Origin of the sequence: Nostoc sp. DedQUE08, from assembly GCF_034530895.1 — a bacterium.
Lineage (GTDB): Bacteria > Cyanobacteriota > Cyanobacteriia > Cyanobacteriales > Nostocaceae > Nostoc.
The window spans coordinates 1-17,250 of record NZ_JAVRCD010000069.1; the positions used below are offsets into that span (position 1 = coordinate 1).

At 44.2% G+C, this 17,250-nt stretch carries 14 protein-coding genes; 8 read left to right on the forward strand and 6 right to left on the reverse strand.

Features of this window, described 5'->3' with window-relative positions; genetic code table 11:
* Positions 1-347: 347 nt before the first annotated feature.
* Positions 348-968: a TMEM165/GDT1 family protein gene (locus RMY64_RS31090; RefSeq protein WP_322702059.1), complete on the forward strand. Its 621-nt coding sequence runs from the start codon at positions 348-350 to the stop codon at positions 966-968.
* A 125-nt stretch (positions 969-1,093) separates the two neighbouring features.
* Here the strand turns inward: RMY64_RS31090 and RMY64_RS31095 are convergent, their stop codons facing one another.
* Positions 1,094-1,987: a tetratricopeptide repeat protein gene (locus RMY64_RS31095; RefSeq protein WP_322675075.1), complete on the reverse strand. Its 894-nt coding sequence runs from the start codon at positions 1,985-1,987 to the stop codon at positions 1,094-1,096.
* Positions 1,988-2,365: 378 nt separating this feature from the next.
* On the opposite strand from RMY64_RS31095, the gene RMY64_RS31100 reads away from it, so the two are divergent.
* Positions 2,366-3,388 carry a hypothetical protein gene (locus RMY64_RS31100; RefSeq protein ID WP_322675074.1) on the forward strand — a complete coding sequence of 341 codons (1,023 nt, stop codon included), beginning with the start codon at positions 2,366-2,368 and terminating at the stop codon, positions 3,386-3,388.
* Positions 3,389-3,534: 146 nt separating this feature from the next.
* On the opposite strand, the gene RMY64_RS31105 is transcribed toward RMY64_RS31100, so the two are convergent.
* From RMY64_RS31105 to RMY64_RS31125, 5 genes are all read right to left on the reverse strand, one after another.
* Positions 3,535-4,704: a homocysteine biosynthesis protein gene (locus tag RMY64_RS31105; RefSeq protein WP_322675073.1), complete on the reverse strand. Its 1,170-nt coding sequence runs from the start codon at positions 4,702-4,704 to the stop codon at positions 3,535-3,537.
* An 881-nt stretch (positions 4,705-5,585) separates the two neighbouring features.
* Positions 5,586-6,332, reverse strand: coding sequence for a hypothetical protein (locus RMY64_RS31110; protein ID WP_322675072.1), 747 nt, complete (start codon positions 6,330-6,332; stop codon positions 5,586-5,588).
* 207 nt (positions 6,333-6,539) lie between these two features.
* Positions 6,540-7,691 carry an AI-2E family transporter gene (locus RMY64_RS31115; protein ID WP_322675071.1) on the reverse strand — a complete coding sequence of 384 codons (1,152 nt, stop codon included), beginning with the start codon at positions 7,689-7,691 and terminating at the stop codon, positions 6,540-6,542.
* Between the two features lie 90 nt (positions 7,692-7,781).
* The gene (locus tag RMY64_RS31120; protein ID WP_322675070.1) at positions 7,782-7,973 is read right to left on the reverse strand and encodes a hypothetical protein; all 192 of its coding nucleotides are present in this window, start codon (positions 7,971-7,973) and stop codon (positions 7,782-7,784) included.
* A gap of 284 nt (positions 7,974-8,257) precedes the next feature.
* Positions 8,258-9,250 (reverse strand): hypothetical protein, encoded by a 993-nt coding sequence (locus RMY64_RS31125; RefSeq protein WP_322702060.1) that lies wholly within the window; start codon positions 9,248-9,250, stop codon positions 8,258-8,260.
* A 423-nt stretch (positions 9,251-9,673) separates the two neighbouring features.
* Here RMY64_RS31125 and RMY64_RS31130 point away from each other — a divergent pair, with 423 nt between their 5' ends.
* The 6 genes from RMY64_RS31130 (at position 9,674) to RMY64_RS31155 (ending at position 17,205) form a co-directional block, all read left to right on the forward strand.
* On the forward strand, positions 9,674-10,843 hold the full coding sequence (locus RMY64_RS31130) for a pyridoxal phosphate-dependent aminotransferase (RefSeq protein ID WP_322702061.1): 1,170 nt from the start codon (positions 9,674-9,676) through the stop codon (positions 10,841-10,843).
* Positions 10,844-10,944: 101 nt separating this feature from the next.
* Positions 10,945-11,382 carry a secondary thiamine-phosphate synthase enzyme YjbQ gene (locus tag RMY64_RS31135; protein WP_322702062.1) on the forward strand — a complete coding sequence of 146 codons (438 nt, stop codon included), beginning with the start codon at positions 10,945-10,947 and terminating at the stop codon, positions 11,380-11,382.
* A 183-nt stretch (positions 11,383-11,565) separates the two neighbouring features.
* Positions 11,566-12,618 carry an aromatic ring-hydroxylating dioxygenase subunit alpha gene (locus RMY64_RS31140; RefSeq protein WP_322675066.1) on the forward strand — a complete coding sequence of 351 codons (1,053 nt, stop codon included), beginning with the start codon at positions 11,566-11,568 and terminating at the stop codon, positions 12,616-12,618.
* A gap of 770 nt (positions 12,619-13,388) precedes the next feature.
* Positions 13,389-14,102 carry a 2Fe-2S iron-sulfur cluster-binding protein gene (locus RMY64_RS31145; protein WP_416211977.1) on the forward strand — a complete coding sequence of 238 codons (714 nt, stop codon included), beginning with the start codon at positions 13,389-13,391 and terminating at the stop codon, positions 14,100-14,102.
* Positions 14,099-15,094 (forward strand): xanthine dehydrogenase family protein subunit M, encoded by a 996-nt coding sequence (locus RMY64_RS31150; RefSeq protein ID WP_322675065.1) that lies wholly within the window; start codon positions 14,099-14,101, stop codon positions 15,092-15,094. The genes RMY64_RS31145 and RMY64_RS31150 overlap by 4 nt, the downstream gene beginning before the upstream one ends.
* On the forward strand, positions 15,091-17,205 hold the full coding sequence (locus tag RMY64_RS31155; protein WP_322675064.1) for a xanthine dehydrogenase family protein molybdopterin-binding subunit: 2,115 nt from the start codon (positions 15,091-15,093) through the stop codon (positions 17,203-17,205). The genes RMY64_RS31150 and RMY64_RS31155 overlap by 4 nt, the downstream gene beginning before the upstream one ends.
* Positions 17,206-17,250: the final 45 nt, after the last annotated feature.

Here is a 17,250-nt window from a genome sequence, read left to right on the forward strand (position 1 = left end):
AGTCCCCAGTCCCTAGTCCCTACGATTAATTCAGAAATCAAATCGGATTGCTATATGTGCTGTTTCACTCTCAAGTTATACCTCTATATGTCTACTCTCTTGACTTGATACATAGAAAATATGTATGATTGCGATCGCATAGAAGGGGAGTAGCTGCTGGTATAAAAACATAAAAGCCAGTACATCTGAATCAACATACTGGCGATGAGCCTGGTTCAGATGGCAAATAATCAATATTTGAAAGCGAGACCTTCACTAAGTTCACACCGAAAAGTGTAAACTTGGTGAGGTCTTTTGGTTCTCATCAAGCTTCACATCGGTAAACGATTCTTCAGGAGCTTGAGAGAGTGTTAACAGCTTTTACCGCAGGTTTATTACTAATTACAGTTTCAGAACTAGGCGATAAAACATTTTTTATTGCTGTAATTTTAGCAATGCACCACCCACGGCGGCTGGTATTTATCGGTGTGACAGCTGCTTTAGCCGCGATGACAATCCTTTCGGTGATATTTGGACAAGCGGTATCTTTGTTACCAAAAGTTTATATTCATTACGCCGAAATAGCTTTATTTATTGCTTTCGGTATCAAGCTGTTATATGACTCTAGTAAGATGTCTCCTGCTACTTGTGATACAGAAGTTGTGGAAGAAGCTGAAGCTGCGGTGAAACAAGCCGATTTGCAGTTACCAAAGCAAAAGACTGGTTTGGCAATTATCATAGAAGCCTTTATGTTGACATTTATGGCAGAGTGGGGCGATCGCACCCAAATTGCCACCATTGCTTTAGCAGCAGGTAATAATCCCATTGGAGTGACAATAGGTGCAATTTTAGGACATGCCATTTGTGCTGCGATCGCAGTTATCGGCGGCAAAATGATTGCCGGACGCATTTCTGAGCGTCAACTCACCCTGATTGGCGGATGCCTGTTTTTAGTCTTTGGTATAGTTGCAGCCATTGAGGGAGCGTGAGGGGAAGAAGTAGGGGAGCAGGGGAGCAGGGGAGAAGTTGCAGTAAATTTTTCCCCTCTGCCTCTCTGCCCCTCCGCACCTCTGCCTCTTGTGCCCAATGCCCAATGCCCAATTCCCAATTCCCATTACTTGGGAGTATTTCCCAATGAAGATGCGGGAGGGGTAGCAGATTTAGGAATGGGAGAAACTGTTCCTGCCTTCTTAATTTCGTCTCTGTACTTAGCAGGTGCTAAAGCTGCGGCACTATCAAATAAAGCTTTTGCATCTGCATCTTTGCCCTGTTGTTTCAGGAGCATCGCTTTTGCCACGACGGGGCGAAAATCCTTGGGATCTTTCTTAATTGCCTGGTCATATACAGAGCTAGCTTGAGCGTAGCGTTTCTGGGAAGCATGAACAGAACCTAACAGCACCTGCACCGCTACTATATCTACACTTCCAGGCTGAATTGTATTTGCTTGGGCTGCATTAGAGAGGGTTTCTTGCAACAAACCAATGGCTGCTTCCGGGCGTTGCTGACTGATCAATAAAGCCACCATTCCTTGCAAAGCCTTCAAATCACCTGGTTTCGTGGACAAAATCGAGCGATAAGCTTGAGCCGCTCCTTCGCGATCGCCAATTTGCTGTTTGGCTTGAGCTAGTAACACTGAATATTCTGACTGTTCGGGATTCAGTTTTGCTAGCTTTTCTAAGGGTTCAATGACAACTTGGATATCCGCTGGTTTAACCTCACTTTTATCTTTTTGACTCAGTAATTGCAGCCGCGCCTGTAACAGACCCTTAAGCGCAGTCTGATTTTCTGGTTCCCGTTGCAAAACCTGTTCATAACCCCGTGCTTCGTCTTCCAGTTTTGATTTTTGGTCAGCAGAGGGCGAACTACCTCTGGTGCTAGCGGTATTCTGACTTGAGGGTGGCGTATTATTAAATGCTCCAATTATGGGAATCACCGAAACACCCACAAAAGCAAGAATTGCCACCGCTAAGACGACTTGAACTATCCAACGATTGCGCGGTTGAGACACGGTTTTGTCTTTCTCCTAAATTTTAATGACATTATCATTTACACAAATCGTAAAGTTAAAAATTTCCAAAACTTTGCGGAATACCGCCAATTGCCTGTGAATTTTATAACAATTAACTATCCACACTGCTAAAGTAAGTGATGACTTTAGGAGGAGCCGTCAGAATTGTAGCTATGATATGCTTCCGAAACTAGTGTAAAGCCGCTAAATTAGACATTTAGTGTTTATACATTAAATTTAGCGCCTTTAGGATTGTATAGAGTACCCTAGTGTGATTTTGTGAAAAGCCAATATACTTTCAGCAGTCGCACAAATGCTCTTTCCAGCTGCCTTTGTAAAATCCCACAATGGGATGTGTCTGTGCCGCAAGGAGTTTTTATGAATTCCGACCTGATGCCGTTGCCTGAATCTTCCAATTCTTCTGCCTCTAACCAGGGCCCAACTAACGTAGAGGCAGGCGCTAATGTTCGCATAGCAGCCCAGTCCTCTAAACAAGTTGACAATTTGCCTGTCAACACCAGCGAGACTGACTCAAATGGAAACTTGATTAATCGCCAGCAACCGATTCCACCTCCCAGCGAACCGATGCAGTATCGAGCGATCGGCTTAGTCCGGGGTCGCTATCATGCTAGCAGCGAACAATTTACTCAAGGTACGCTGCTGACCGCAGATGGTGTAGAACTCAATGCCGTCCTCCTAGGCCGGATTATGAGCTTAGTCAAGAATCATCTAGACTTAGAAAAAGAACACTTGTGGGTAGTATATCCACGTACCAGACAAGAAAATGATACCTTGCACATCCAAATCGTCGGAGTTTGGGAGCCAGAAAATCTGGCTAAAAACTCAACAGATGAGGACGAATCGGATTTGGAGTTGCAATTACAGACACTCGATGATGGCTTATCCGAGAACTCTGAACTAAATACAACTGCCCCCAGACCTTCATCAGAAGTTACTGATGGTGGTTTTTCTGTTCGTGGTGAAGTAGTATACCAATCTTTTGATGCTAAAAGCTTGGTAGTCAAAATTAGGCAGGCTCCACGTAAATCAACTGACAAACCCAAATATTTTAAGTTGAAATTGAGGGGTGTGCTGACTACCAAAGCAGTGGGAAAATTCTGGGACTTCCAAGCCAAGCGGGAAGCAGACGTTTTAGTAGTAGAAAAAGCTGAGGCGATCGCTGATTTACCCAAAAAACGCAAACCACCATTTAAAGGTGGGCCTCGTGCTGGCATTGGTGGTGCTGGTGGTAGAAAACCATTCCCCCCCAGACGCACTGGCGAAACCCCTCGTCCCATCAAGAAAACAAGTACAGGTGGCGACCCTTCAGTGGTGTCAAAACCTATACCAAGAACACCCGCTCCTAAACCGATCAAGCGACCGAAACCGACTCAAGAGTAGGGAATGGGGCATTGGGCATTGGGCATGGGGCATGGGACAAGGTAGACAAGGAAGATGGGGGAGATTTGGGAGAGATTTGTTCAATAATTTCCCCTTGTCCCCCTTGTCCCCCTTGTCCCCCTTGTCTCCCTCCTCCCCTGCTCCAATCAAAAATCCGTCCGCCGGTCTTGGGGTAGAAAAGATCGCTCCATCGGAATTGGAGAAACTGGTTCTGTCAGGGTAAACGTACCTGCTTCGATCCACTTTTTCAACTCTAAGGCGACTTGCCTAGAAAAAAACAAACTCGCTAAGGGGGCAGAGCGTACTGCTTTGCCCTCTATGGCGATCCACCCAGATTTGAGTTGGGCGTAACTCACTAAACCAAAGGTGGGACGGACGCGCCGGGGAATGGAAAAATCTACTATTGGGGCTACTAAGTCTCTATCTTGGACAGCGCAGTGTTCAATTACTTGTTCATTTAATACAGGTAGTGGTACCCCAACCCCTAACATTAATGAGGGGCCATAACTTTTGAAGTAACACCCCCGCACCCAATGAGCATCCATTTGTTTGGCATCACCAATTAAAGCTAAAGTGGCGGAAGGCCCGATCGGTGTACGATTAGCTAAACGCTTTTGTAAGGGGAAGTGCTGAGTGCCTTCCCAAGCGACATAGCCAATACCGCCGCCTAAAAAAATTCGAGTACCTATACCAACGAGTTGCAAATCGGGGTCGTTGAGTAAGGGGGAAATCGCACCGGGGTTAGAATAAACAGCATTCCCCAAACGCGGCTGTAAAGGGCCGAGATAGGTGAAAAGGGGGCGATCGCCACCATTTACACCAACAATAAAATTTTGATAAAGATTGCGCGGATTAAATAAATAAAACTGATTAATTGTGTCACTGGTAATTGTAGTTTCAAAATTTGCTCTGGGGTAACAATCTGTTACTTGTCCTTGCGCTTTCACGTGTATAGATTTACCAGCAATCAAATCTTCGATTACATGACCACCACCACGTTCTCGCACTTCTTCCCCATCCGTCGTCTCCACAGCGCAACTCGCACCCAAATATAAATCTACTGCCCCAAAACCAGAGTATGCTGGCACGCCATCTAACCAACAACGGCGAATTTTTATTGGGGGATCGGTATGTCCCAGATTGATAATTGCACCACTTGATTCCATCGGCTCAAAAGTACCAGTGGTAATTACATCAACTTCTTTCGCAGCTTTAATAACACCGATTTCTACAACTCGTGCTTTTAATTCTTCAGTTGTCAACACTACCGCCCGTTGGCGACTAATTTTCTCGTTAATTTCTGCAATTGTTCGCATCTTATCAGTGCTTGCGCTTCCTGGTGAATGGGGATGGTGGGGCCCCCTCTGGGGATAAGGGGTAATGGGGAGTAGCGTAAATTAGACATTTAGTATAATTAAATACATTTATCTAGAACCTTTGTAGAGATGTAGCATGACTACGTTTTGACATTCATTTTTACTCATACCTCTATTCATCTCGAAACATTTGCCAGCAATATCTGCGTGACAGCTTAACACCCTGGATAAGGTTAAAATTCCAAAAAAACAATTCAAATATTGCAAAGTCCAAATTGTACATTTTTTGGGGGAAGCAAGCTCTATCTGTCTAAAATATTTTTTATCACTACGTAAAATTACTATAAATAAAGCCTTGCATTATCAATCAAAATCAGTTAATTAATTTTGGATTTTAGATTTAGCCGCATTGCAAAATCCCCAATTTTTTAAGAAGCTGAGGATTTTGTTGTTCATGAATAATTTTAACGAACCTCTTCCAATTAAAATCCCCCAGGCAATGTCCATGTCTGGGGGTTGGTACCAAAAGTTTACAGCTTTCAGTATGTTTTCACAATTTCTGCCTAGTTAATTTCCGGTTTCTGCAAATTTAATCTTTAAGTCGTGGTGTTTTACCGCTAAACTACCAGGTCAAGATTTTGGAGACCCGGACGAGATTTGAACCCATGTCCCACTGACATTAATTCGCAGAGGTTGATACAGAACGTGAATTTTTAACCTTAGCTTGGAGCAATAGCCTAAGACTAAATATAAGGTTGATTGTGTCGAGGAGTACCTTTACCCTTTGGCTATCCCTCGGTTTAATTAAGTCGAGGGAGTAGGACTCGAACCTACATATTCTCCTATAGACACTGAAACTAAACTTGCGCTCCAAAACTATTTTACCTAAATGTTGAGGGTGAAAACAAGTAGCCGAAAATTGAGCGGGCAACTTGATTTTGTTGAGTAACTTCTAAACTATTTGCTTGTTCTCTAGCAAAAACCACTTCTTGCATGAGCCTATCTACCCGCCGCAGCAATTCATTTTGTCTTGCTTGAGAAATTGCTCCAGAAAACTTGACTGTTCGCCAAGTTCCTTCTGGCACGTCTTCTGAAGACTCTTTTACCTGCGCGGGATGCTCTTTTGTGGCTTCATACAGCACCACAGGTTTAACTATTTTTTTGGTTTTGGTGGTATGTTTCGGTTCAGTGGCAAAACATTCTTGCTGCTGATCGTAAACCCAAGATTCGCTAGTATCTAGAACAGGCAGTGTTGAGATGAACGTTTTGACATCAACTAACTGCTTTTCCAAAAACAAGAGGTAAGAAACGGGTACTTCTCGTAAAATGGTGGTTCCGTCAACTACTATATCTGCTTTAGCCTGCGCATTAGCCCAATCTTGGGTGGCACATAAGTTAAATAATTCTGCACAAGCTTGCTCAAATTGACTCAGCAAATCTTCTGCTTTCATTTGCAGTGTCTGATTTTCTGGAGGATATACGAAGCCATCTTCAGCCACTGGCTGAAATGTCCGCGAAATCCCTTGAAACATTGCACTTTTTTGAATCAGATGATATATGCCTGTTTTTGCTTTTGTGGTGTTAGCTTTAACGGTTTGTAAAATCGCAATAACTTGATTTAGTTTCAAAGCTTACCCTCCAATATATGAATTGATTATTTTCCCCCTATTGTCTGCTTGATTTTTAGTAGCGTCCACCTAGCAGGTGAGTTTTCCAAAGATGATAGGCGATTGTGATGTCTATCGGAGATTGGATATCCACCATATACTTGTTTGCGATCGCTTATTATCAAACCCCAAAGCGATCGCCTTTTTCTGTAATCAAAAAGTGAGTGACTAATCTTCTGGTTTCAAGATGTCATCATCAATCGATGGCTTCTTCTTAATGTCTGTATTTTCTGCTTTCCAATTATCATCTGCTTCTGGAGATTGAGAAACTATCACAAACTCAGTCTCTTGTGTATGATTATTTCCCCATTCATCCAAAACATCTTTAATTAATACTTCTTGCAACCAAATCTTAGCGACAACAGTCAGGGGTAGGGCTAGAAATAATCCTAAAAAGCCAAAGAAAGTGACGAAAAATAGCTGGGCAATTAAGGTTATGGCTGGCAGCAATGAGACTTGATGCGCCATGACAACAGGCGTGATGAAATTACTCTCAATCTGTTGAATAATAAAGTAGAGAATTAAGACAGCGATCGCTTTCCAAGGTTCATCTAAGAAGGCGATCGCCATTGCTGGGATTACACTCATCGTTGGCCCCAGATTGGGAATCAAGTTAAAAAATCCCGCTAAAACCGCTAAAGCAAGTGCTGCCTTGACATGCAAAATTGATAAGCCAATCAGACTCATCACGCCCACTACAAAGATGGCAATGAAAGCGCCTGTAATCCATCCCTCTAAAGAGACTTCACACTTATCTAAAATTCCATCTACCCGCCGCCGATAAAATGAGGGAAAAAGCCGTACAAACACTTTGCGATAAGCCACGGGGTCGGCTAACATCATTCCTGTTAAAACCAACACTAGCAAAATCTTGAGGACGACTTCTAAAGAACCAGATACAAAAGCAAAGGAGTTTCCCAGTAGGCGATTGGCGAAGGGCTGTACTTGTTGGATGAGACTATTAATATCTGGGATGTAAGGAACTAACTGGTCAGGAATACGAGTTCTCAGGGCATCAAGCCAACTATTAAAGCGTCCAAACCCTCTAGGAACTTGATAGGTTAGTTCTTGAAACTGCTGGGCAAATGGCGGCACAATTAGCCAGAAAAAACCCACGACACCTGCGAAAAAGATAGCTACTGCTAGGAGGACGGCGAATCCGCGCCTCATTCCAAAGCTTTGGAAGCGTTTCGCTAGGCGATTTAAGGTGGTGGCTAACACAACTGCGGCAAACATCAGCAAAAGCACTTCCCGAATTTGCCACAAGATGTATAAAGAAAGAACTATGGCGATTAAGCCGATCCATTGACCGAGGTTCACAGGCTAACTCCCAACCGTTGGCAAGATGCAATTTTCTTGTAATTAAGCTAGGTTAGCTGATTTTAGGAACTTGTGCGTAAATGATTTGAGTTAATTTTGTTTTTCTGCTTGAAATCGCCACAGTAGAGCGATCGCTACGATCGCAATCGGCAAGAATACTATAATCAGCGCGTTGGTTGCTGTCGCCGGAATTGGTAGACTTGGCCCTGCATACTTAATCAATACTGATAACAAAGCCGAGAGTAAAAGCAGTTTTAGAATTAATCCTAGTTGATTTTCCATAAAAGTACGGCAATACAGATTTTTGTGGTACATACAAATTTGTGCTGTACCGTGTAGTTTCTAGAATAAACCCACAGATACAATCCTTGTGGTTTTCACAAAAATATAATTTTTAGTACCTATCAGCAACGAAGAATGTGAGACGCGATCGCTATTAGACTTTGTTAGTGCTGCCTGAACCTCAGACAGCACCTTATAGACTCTTAAAGTTTTACAGAAAGTCACCAAAACAGCCTTTGAGTAATTTAAATTAATCACAAAGGAATGCGGGGTTTTAGCAAAATTTATTTGCTCTGAACTGGCTCAATTCTATATTTAGTTTTAACCAACTCAGACAGTTGTATCAAAAGTTTTTTCACTCTAGCTTGAATATATTTAGGATTTTTAGGTACACGTTTAGCTATATATCTTAATAGAGCAATCTGATAGCCAAACTTATATTGAATTGCGGAAAATATATTAAACTTGACCTGGTGGGCTGCACCTTTATCTAGGTTTTTTAACTTTCTTACTTCACGATGATATACGGGATGCTCTCCCCAAACGCAGGCAAAGTGTACAAGAGCCGGAGACACCACCTGATTGTATTTTTGAAAAGTAGATTTACCTTTAATAGCATCTATATTAAAAGAACCACGAAGACCAATAGGTGTTCGCATCATCAGACCATTATCTTCAAACATACTTTGATTGTGTAGCATCATAGCTAGACCAAAAATACGTTCATCATTAGGGCCATCACCACGAAATTCACTAATACCTAGCTTTTGCCAATCCCTTGCCAATTCTAGTGCTGTTTCAAAAAATGCCTTAGCAGTATCGTTTTTTTCAAAATAATAGAGACCTCCATTAAATCTAGGTAATTTTGTCAGATTAAATCGTTTGAGTGTGTCATCTACATTAATGAATGTATCTTTATCGCCTGCTTGAAGATATACATCACCTGCCACACTAAAACTTTTGCCTTTAAAATCATCAAAAATAAAATTAATATCCCTTACTGCTATGCAATCACTATCAATGCAAAGTGTATATTTAAATGGAGAATAATCATAAAGGTGAAATTTTTGCTTTACGTTAGAACCGTATTCTTTTCTAAGATTGATAACGCAATCATAAAGCTCTAGCAAATCTTTATCATCTTCACGATCGGTAACAATAGCACGCGGAATATTTGGTGAATGAAGACGTAGAGAACGTGCTAATGACTTGGCCATTTCTATATAATAAGATGCTCCGTAAGCATAGGTGATAATGCCACGTTGTGAAATAAACATATTTTGATTAATTAATAGTATGTAAGCTTTAACTTTCTAATGGCATTCTAACTTACACTCTAAAAGATAGATATCCACTAATATCAATCCAGTTTAAAATCTCTATAAATTTTCCGTAAAGTATAGTCTACAGGACTTACGCAACTGGCATATTATTTTCAGTTCGTAGTGAAGACTTTAGTCCTCTCTGCGAGACGCTCCGCGAACAAAATAAGGGCTAAAGCCCTTACTACAAACTAAAAATCCGATTTTTTGGTGACACTTGCGTAAGTCCTAGTCTAAATAAAATTTAGACCTGTTTAAGTATATCTGATTGCCTTTAAAAGAAAATTTTAAAGGTACAAATCGGTTAAAAATAGAAATATATGCAGCAAAAAACAACACAGTAAGAGATACTAAAAGCAGGTACATAGGCAAGAAAATATGGAATCCCTAACCTCTCGTATGCAGGCGGTACAATCGCCAATTATTCCTGTGGTTGGGGAACTGATTAAAAACTCTCCTGGAACCATTTCTCTAGGACAAGGTGTTGTTTCTTACAACCCACCACATGAAGCCATAGAATTTTTAGCCAAATTCTTAGCCGAACCAACTAATAATTTATACAAAGCAGTTGAGGGAATTTCCCCTCTACTGACAGCACTTGCAGGGAAATTGCAAGCCTTCAACAGGATTGAAATCAACGGGGAAAACTGCATTGTTGTGACAGCAGGGAGCAATATGGGATTTATGAATGCCATTCTTGCTATCACTAACCCAGGCGACGAAATTATTCTCAATACCCCCTACTATTTCAACCACGAAATGGCGATCGCAATGGCTGGTTGTCGTGCGGTATTAGTGGCGACGGATGAAAATTACCAATTGCGCCCAGATGCGATCGCTCAAGCAATTACTCCTAAAACACGGGCTGTGGTGACGATTTCACCAAATAATCCCACTGGAGTTGTCTATTCTGAAGCTGCATTGCGCCAAGTAAATCAAATTTGTGCTACTCACAGTATTTACCACATCAGCGATGAAGCTTATGAATACTTTACCTATAACGGTGTAAAACACGTTTCACCTGGCTCATTTAGTAATAGCAGCGAGTACACCATTTCTCTGTATAGCTTTTCTAAAGCATACGGTTTTGCGAGTTGGCGCATTGGCTACATGGTGATTCCCAAACACTTACTTGTCGCTGTTAAAAAAGTCCAAGATACAATTTTGATTTGTCCGCCAGTCATTTCTCAATATGCAGCTTTAGGGGCATTGCAGACAAAAGAGGATTATTTGAAGAGTCATATAGGAGCTATAGCTCAGGTACGCCAACTAGTATTAGACTCCCTTAATCGTCTACAAGGCTTATGTAGCATTATCCCTGCCAATGGCGCTTTCTATTTTTTCCTCAAAGTTCATACCCAGATGGATGCTTTTGAGTTAGTCAAACAACTGATCCAGGAACATAAAGTTGCAGTTATTCCAGGTACAACTTTTGGCATAGATGACGGATGCTATCTACGCGTTGCCTATGGGGCATTACAAAAAGAGACAGCAAAAGAAGGTATAGAAAGATTAGTGCAGGGTTTGGAAACTATAGTTAGGAGTTAAAAGTCATCCATTCCTGCCCCCTGCCCCCTGCCCCCTGCCCCCTGCCTTCTGCCTCCTGCCTCCTGCCTCCTGCCTCCAATCCCAAATATAAAATTCAACAGATGCCAATTATTCATAAGTTAATTGAAATTGAAACTGAACCAAAAATTAATATTCATAATATCACCCCACAAATTCAAGATTTTATTGCCTCAACATCAATTAAAAATGGACAAGTTTTAGTATTTTCTCGACACACTACAACAGCCTTAGCTATCAATGAAAATGAAGTCAGATTATTAGAAGATATAAAAGTATTTTTGCAAAAAATAGCACCGGAATCAGACCGCTATTTGCATAATGATTTGCATTTAAGAGATGTCCCAGAAGATGAGCCGATTAATGCTCACTCTCATTTGATGGCAATGATGCTGACCACAAATGAGATAATTCCCATTGTGGATGGTAAATTAGCTTTGGGAACCTGGCAATCTGTGTTGTTTTTTGAGTTAGATGGCCCGCGTAAAAGAACGGTATTTGTACAAATTTCTGGTGAATAATGCAACTTCACACCTGCAATGCTCTGAGAACAACCTAAATCTGAGAGAATTACGAACACAATCAAGAAGTACATCAGTTGAATTTATCTACAGCAATTAAAAACCTGAAAGAATGTTTTCCAGCATCACCTTCCTTTCCACAAACCAGGACTTTTGTTGTGTCAAAGGCAGACGCAATTAACTATGAAAAATAACGATAATTTTGTATTACGTAATACTTGGTACTATGCTCTGCCTAGCAATCAAATCAAGTCAGGCATGATGATTAGCCGCATTTTCTTAGGAGAACCGGTGCTGTTAGTTCGCAGCCAAGATGGTAAAGTGTCTGCAATGACGGACATTTGTCCCCATCGTGGTGTGCCCTTGAGTTGTGGGAGATTCAATGGGCAAGAAGTTGAATGCTGTTACCACGGTTGGCGCTTTAACTCTGCTGGGCGCTGTACTGCGATACCTTCTCTTGTGGAGGAGCAGCAAATGGATTTGAGTCGCTTCGACGTGCAGTCATATAGTGTTCGCGAAGCCCAAGGAAATATCTGGATATATATGCCCGATCCCGATAACCCTCAACCTGCATCTGAGATGGAAATTCCGGTAATTCCAGGGTTTGATGGGCGATCGCACCAGTTTGTAGAGGTGGTAAAATTTCCTTGTTTTATAGATCATGCAGTGGTAGGTCTGATGGACCCGGCTCATTCACCTTATGTTCATCGCGCTTGGTGGTGGCGAAATGAGCAATTGCACGAAGAAGTAAAGCAATTTGATGCTTCGCCCTACGGCTTTACGATGCGACGACACCGATTACCTGCGAATGGGGGTCGATTATACTGGCTGATTGGCGGTGGTGTCCCGGAAACGGAGATTTCTTTTCGTTTACCTGGAGTCAGAATTGAAGAAACCACCATTGGTAATAATCGAGTCGTTAATTTGACGGCAGTTACACCAATTTCAGACACAGAAACGGAGGTAACTTTTGCTCTTTACTGGACACTTCCTTGGGTAGGCTTTTTCAAGCCACTGTTACATGTTCTGGCGCGGACTTTCATTGACCAAGACCGAACGGTGGTAGAAAAACAGCAAATTGGACTGAAATATAATCCTGTGCTGCGGCTGATTAAAGACTCAGATATGCAGGCACAGTGGTACTACCAGTTAAAGCGGGAGTATGCTCGATCAGTCGCTGAAAGACGAGAATTTGTCAATCCTGTCAAGGGTCAAATACTCCGTTGGCGTGCTTAAAATTGAGATTTACAGCCTTGCTCCCTTTGCGGGATGATTTAGCAACTAAGGCTGATCTCTCCCCCTGCCTCCCCTGCTTGCCCAAATTACAGCAGAATTCAAGTATTTGAACCACATCTGTTGTAAGGGCGCAAGGCCTTGCGCCCCTACCGGGTGGTCTATTTACCTGAAAATAGCTGTAATCCCACTGTTCTGCAATGCCAGATTTACTTCTCTTGCCACGTCGTAGACATCGCCTAAAAACCAAAACTGAGAATTTAGCCTCAAATAGACATTGAGCATTTTTATCTCTTCTCTCTGTTTCGCGCCAGTTGCTTCTCCCAAGGGGAGACGCTGCGCGAACAAGTCGGGGAACCCGCAAGGGCGCACTGGCTTCTCTGCGCCTCTGCGGTAGCCTGCGGCAAGCCGTTCGCGTAGCGTCTCCCCTTGGGAGAAGCGTCTACGTTAAAAAAGTTGACTTTGATAAAGAGTTTTAGCCTTAACCCAAGCGTATTGCATTTTAACCCAATACAAAATATTTCGTTTTGTTAAGAAATACTCAGTGAACGATCGCTCTAGTCAATAGAGGTGGGACAAACAGCAATATTATGCTAAATCCACGGCTGAGAAGACGATCCAGCTATTTTGAGAAGCGTACTTTGTCTGATTTTTTCCTTATTTTCCCAGACTCTTACCTGCACTCAACCTTAATTATGTACACAATACTAAATAGCTATGCATATCCCTAAGTTTTCAGAATTACTGCATTATTCAATCTAGAAGTACGAATTATGGAAGACAAAAAAAGGGCAGAAATAACATCCCAACCCGGTTTTTTGGGACAGGCACTGACTGCTGCCGGAACGGCTATAGCCGCTCCCTCATTACTCAATCAGACAACTATAGCAAAGGAAGCTAGCCAAAGTAACCCAGGTGAGATGAATGTAAAACTTACTGTTAACGGCGAGCAGCAAACCCTCGACCTTGAGCCACGTGTCACACTCTTAGATGCGCTACGCGATCGCTTGGGGCTAGTGGGCAGCAAAAAAGGATGCGATCACGGACAGTGTGGGGCTTGTACTGTTCTGATCGATGGTGAGCGAGTTTATTCCTGCCTGAGTTTGGCAGTGATGCAGGAAGACAAGGCGATCGTCACCATTGAAGGGCTGGCCAAGGGCGATACTCTCCATCCAGTGCAGGCAGCATTCATTGATAACGATGGCTTCCAGTGCGGCTATTGTACCCCAGGACAGATTTGTGCTTCTGTTGCCTTACTTGATGAAATCAAACGGGGCTGTGCTAGCGTTGTCACCCCAGATTTGACTTGTCCCCCACAGTTGGCTGAACTCTCTGAAGCTGAAATCAAGGAGCGACTGAGTGGTAATCTCTGTCGATGTAGCGCTTACAACGGCATTGTGGCAGCAGTCCAGCAGGTAACGGGACAAAAACCGCCCTCTCCTGCCGCAGATGTGATGGTCAATGAACCCCAGGAGATGCTCAGATGAACAACTTCACTTACACCCGTGCTACCTCTGTGAAAGATGCGGTTGAACGGGCAACAAATGACCAAAATGCGATATTGATTGCGGGCGGTACGAATTTGGTTGACCGTCTCAAAGTCTTTCTAGATGAGCCATCGCAACTTATCGACATCTCTCGATTAGAGATGAAGCGCATTGAACGCACAAATGAGGGTGGTCTGAGCCTTGGAGCGCTAGTAAGTAACACAGCAGTGGCAGACCATCCTGATGTTCGCCGCGATTATCCAATCCTGTCGCGGGCGATTCTTTCTGGTGCGTCTCAGCAAATCCGCAATATGGCAACCGTAGGGGGCAACCTACTGCAACGCACTCGCTGTCCCTACTACTACGATACCGCCTTCCCTTGCAACAAACGGCAACCGGGAAGCGGCTGTCCAGCAGCAACGGGCATCAACCGGATGCACGCCATCCTAGGGGCCAGTGACCAATGCGTGGCAGTTCAACCCTCAGATATGTGTGTCCCTCTTGCGGCTCTGGATGCTGTTGTTGTTGTGGAAGGCCCCAAGGGTAAGCGGCAGATACCATTGACAGACTTTCACCGACTACCAGGGGACACACCCCAGCGAGATACAAACTTAGAGCCAGGTGAGTTGATTACCTCTGTGGTTTTGCCCCCAGTGCCGTTCGCCAAATCAGGGGTTTACCTAAAGTTACGCGATCGCACTTCCTATGCCTTTGCGTTAGTCTCTGTGGCAGCTGCGGTTGACTTAGCAAGCGAGCAGATTCAGAATGTGCGCTTGGCAATGGGTGGCGTAGCCCATAAACCTTGGCGCTCAAAGGAAGCAGAAAAGTTTTTGATCGGCAAGAGTGCCAATACTGCAACGTTTCAACAGGCGGCAGAAATTGCACTTCAAGAAGCTAAACCATTAACTCATAACAGTTTCAAAGTTGACTTGGCAAAGCGGGCAATTCGTCGCGCACTCACAGTGTCAGCTAAAGGAGGAGGCGTAGTATGAACAAAGTAATTGGGACTGCCGTCAACCGCAAAGATGGACGGGCAAAGGTTACGGGCACGGCAACCTACGCCGCAGAACATCAAATTCCAGGTCTGGTTCACGGTTATCTTGTCACCGCCAGCATTGCCAATGGGCAAATTAAAAACATCGACACCAGTGGGGCAGAAAAGGCAATAGGTGTGATAGATGTTTTTACGCATAAAAACTCGCCTAAAGTGTTTATGCCAGCCAATGACTTTATGACCTCGAAAATCTACGAGGCTCGTCTGCCGTTGTCGGATGACAAAATTCACTATGCAGGACAAATTATCGGTTTGGTAGTAGCAGACACCTTCGAGCGGGCGCGTGATGCAGCGCATTTGGTCAAGGTGGAATACACAAGCCAAAAGCCAGTCGTGGAAGCTGCACTCGCCACCTTCAAGGAGGCACCACCGCACTTGGGTGAAGAGTTAAAGTTTGAAAAAGGGAATTTTGCGGCAGGGGTGGCAAGTGCAACAACGAAACTTACAGCCACCTACAAGACAGCCATCGAACTGCACGCGGCGATGGAACCTCATGCGACCATTGCCCACTGGCAAGATGCAAACTCACTCACTGTTTACGAGCCGTCTCAGTGGGTGTTGGCAACTGGGCGCACCTATGCAGAACTCTTTGGACTCCCAACTGAACAGGTTCATGTCGTCACACCTTTTTTGGGTGGAGCTTTCGGCTCTAAAGCCTTTCCCTGGCCCCACGGTATTCTCTGTGCTGCGGCAGCCCGTGAACTTCAGCGTCCTCTCAGAGTCGTCCTCAGCCGACGGCAAATGACAGCGAACGCCGGACATCGCTCCGAAACCGAGCAAACTATGCGTTTGGGAGCAACTGCTGATGGTAGTTTAACTGCGATCGCCCATGAGGTCAAATCCTGTACCTCACCAGTAGATGTCTTTATAGAAGCCTGTACCTCGGTCACGCCAGTTATGTACACAGCGCCGAATTTGCAACTGAAGCAGGAACTAGCGGTGCTGAACATGGGTACACCAACATTCATGCGCGCACCAGGAGAGAATCCTGGGATGTGGGCGTTGGAGTCGGCGATGGACGAACTGGCCTGGATGCTAAAGATTGACCCGGTAGAACTGCGCCTAAAAAACCAAACTAAAGAACACCAACGCCAAGGTCAGCCATTCTCAGCCAAACATTTTGCTGACTGTTTGCTCTTGGGTGCAGAGCAATTTGGCTGGAAAGACAGACCAAAACAGCCGCGTTCTTTGACACGCGATAGTAAACTCGTTGGTTGGGGGATGGCGGCAGCAACCTACCCTGGCAGGCGAGGTGCAGCATCAGTCAAGGTACGGCTGCTACCAGATGGTACTGCCCATGTTCTCAGCGCTGGGAATGACATGGGCACTGGCGCATATACCGTTGTTGCGGCCACAGCAGCAGACGCATTGGGGCTACCCGTCGAACAGATACAAGTAGAGTTGGGCGACTCCTTACTACCAGATGGAGGCATGGCGGGTGGTTCCATGATGACAGCATCTCTTTTGCCGGCGGTCATGTCAGCTTGTGAGCAAGTTCTGAAAACTGCTAATGCTAAGACCGCACAAGAGGCGTTTGCAACTCTGAGTCAGTCTGGCCAAGCGGCAATTGAGGCCACAGCATCCTCCGCTCCTGGCGATGAAACCAAGGAATGGGCGTTCCAATCTTGGGGCGCACATTTTTGCGAAGTCAGCGTGGATGAAGAAATCGGACGTTTGCGGGTGACGCGCTGGGTGTCAGTCATGGATATCGGGCGAATTATCAACTCTAAGACAGTAGCCAGTCAAGTCCGTGGTGGCGTGATTATGGGTATTGGGCAAGCCTTAATGGAGGAGTGCCAAGTCGATCCAAACATCGGCTATCCCGTGGTTTATGACCTTGCTACCTATCACTTCCCAGCCCATGCAGATATTCCTCGCATTCAGGTGGCCTTCGTCGGCGAACCTGACTTCAACTTCAACCCAGCAGGTGTACGAGGTGTAGGCGAAATTGGGATCACAGGTGTTTCAGCTGCGATCGCCAATGCAGTTTACCATGCCACAGGTAAGCGCATCCGTGATTTACCCATTACACCTGACAAGTTGATCTAAAAGGGCATTGGGCATTGGGCATGGGGCATTGGGCATTGAGAAGAA

Coding starts and splice junctions, on each gene's coding strand:
- RMY64_RS31100 (WP_322675074.1), top strand. CDS start 2,366: ATGAATTCCGACCTGATGCCGTTGCCTGAATCTTCCAATTCTTCTGCC.
- RMY64_RS31105 (WP_322675073.1), bottom strand. CDS start 4,704: ATGCGAACAATTGCAGAAATTAACGAGAAAATTAGTCGCCAACGGGCG.
- RMY64_RS31120 (WP_322675070.1), bottom strand. CDS start 7,973: ATGGAAAATCAACTAGGATTAATTCTAAAACTGCTTTTACTCTCGGCT.
- RMY64_RS31125 (WP_322702060.1), bottom strand. CDS start 9,250: ATGTTTATTTCACAACGTGGCATTATCACCTATGCTTACGGAGCATCT.
- RMY64_RS31130 (WP_322702061.1), top strand. CDS start 9,674: ATGGAATCCCTAACCTCTCGTATGCAGGCGGTACAATCGCCAATTATT.
- RMY64_RS31135 (WP_322702062.1), top strand. CDS start 10,945: ATGCCAATTATTCATAAGTTAATTGAAATTGAAACTGAACCAAAAATT.
- RMY64_RS31140 (WP_322675066.1), top strand. CDS start 11,566: ATGAAAAATAACGATAATTTTGTATTACGTAATACTTGGTACTATGCT.
- RMY64_RS31145 (WP_416211977.1), top strand. CDS start 13,389: ATGGAAGACAAAAAAAGGGCAGAAATAACATCCCAACCCGGTTTTTTG.
- RMY64_RS31150 (WP_322675065.1), top strand. CDS start 14,099: ATGAACAACTTCACTTACACCCGTGCTACCTCTGTGAAAGATGCGGTT.
- RMY64_RS31155 (WP_322675064.1), top strand. CDS start 15,091: ATGAACAAAGTAATTGGGACTGCCGTCAACCGCAAAGATGGACGGGCA.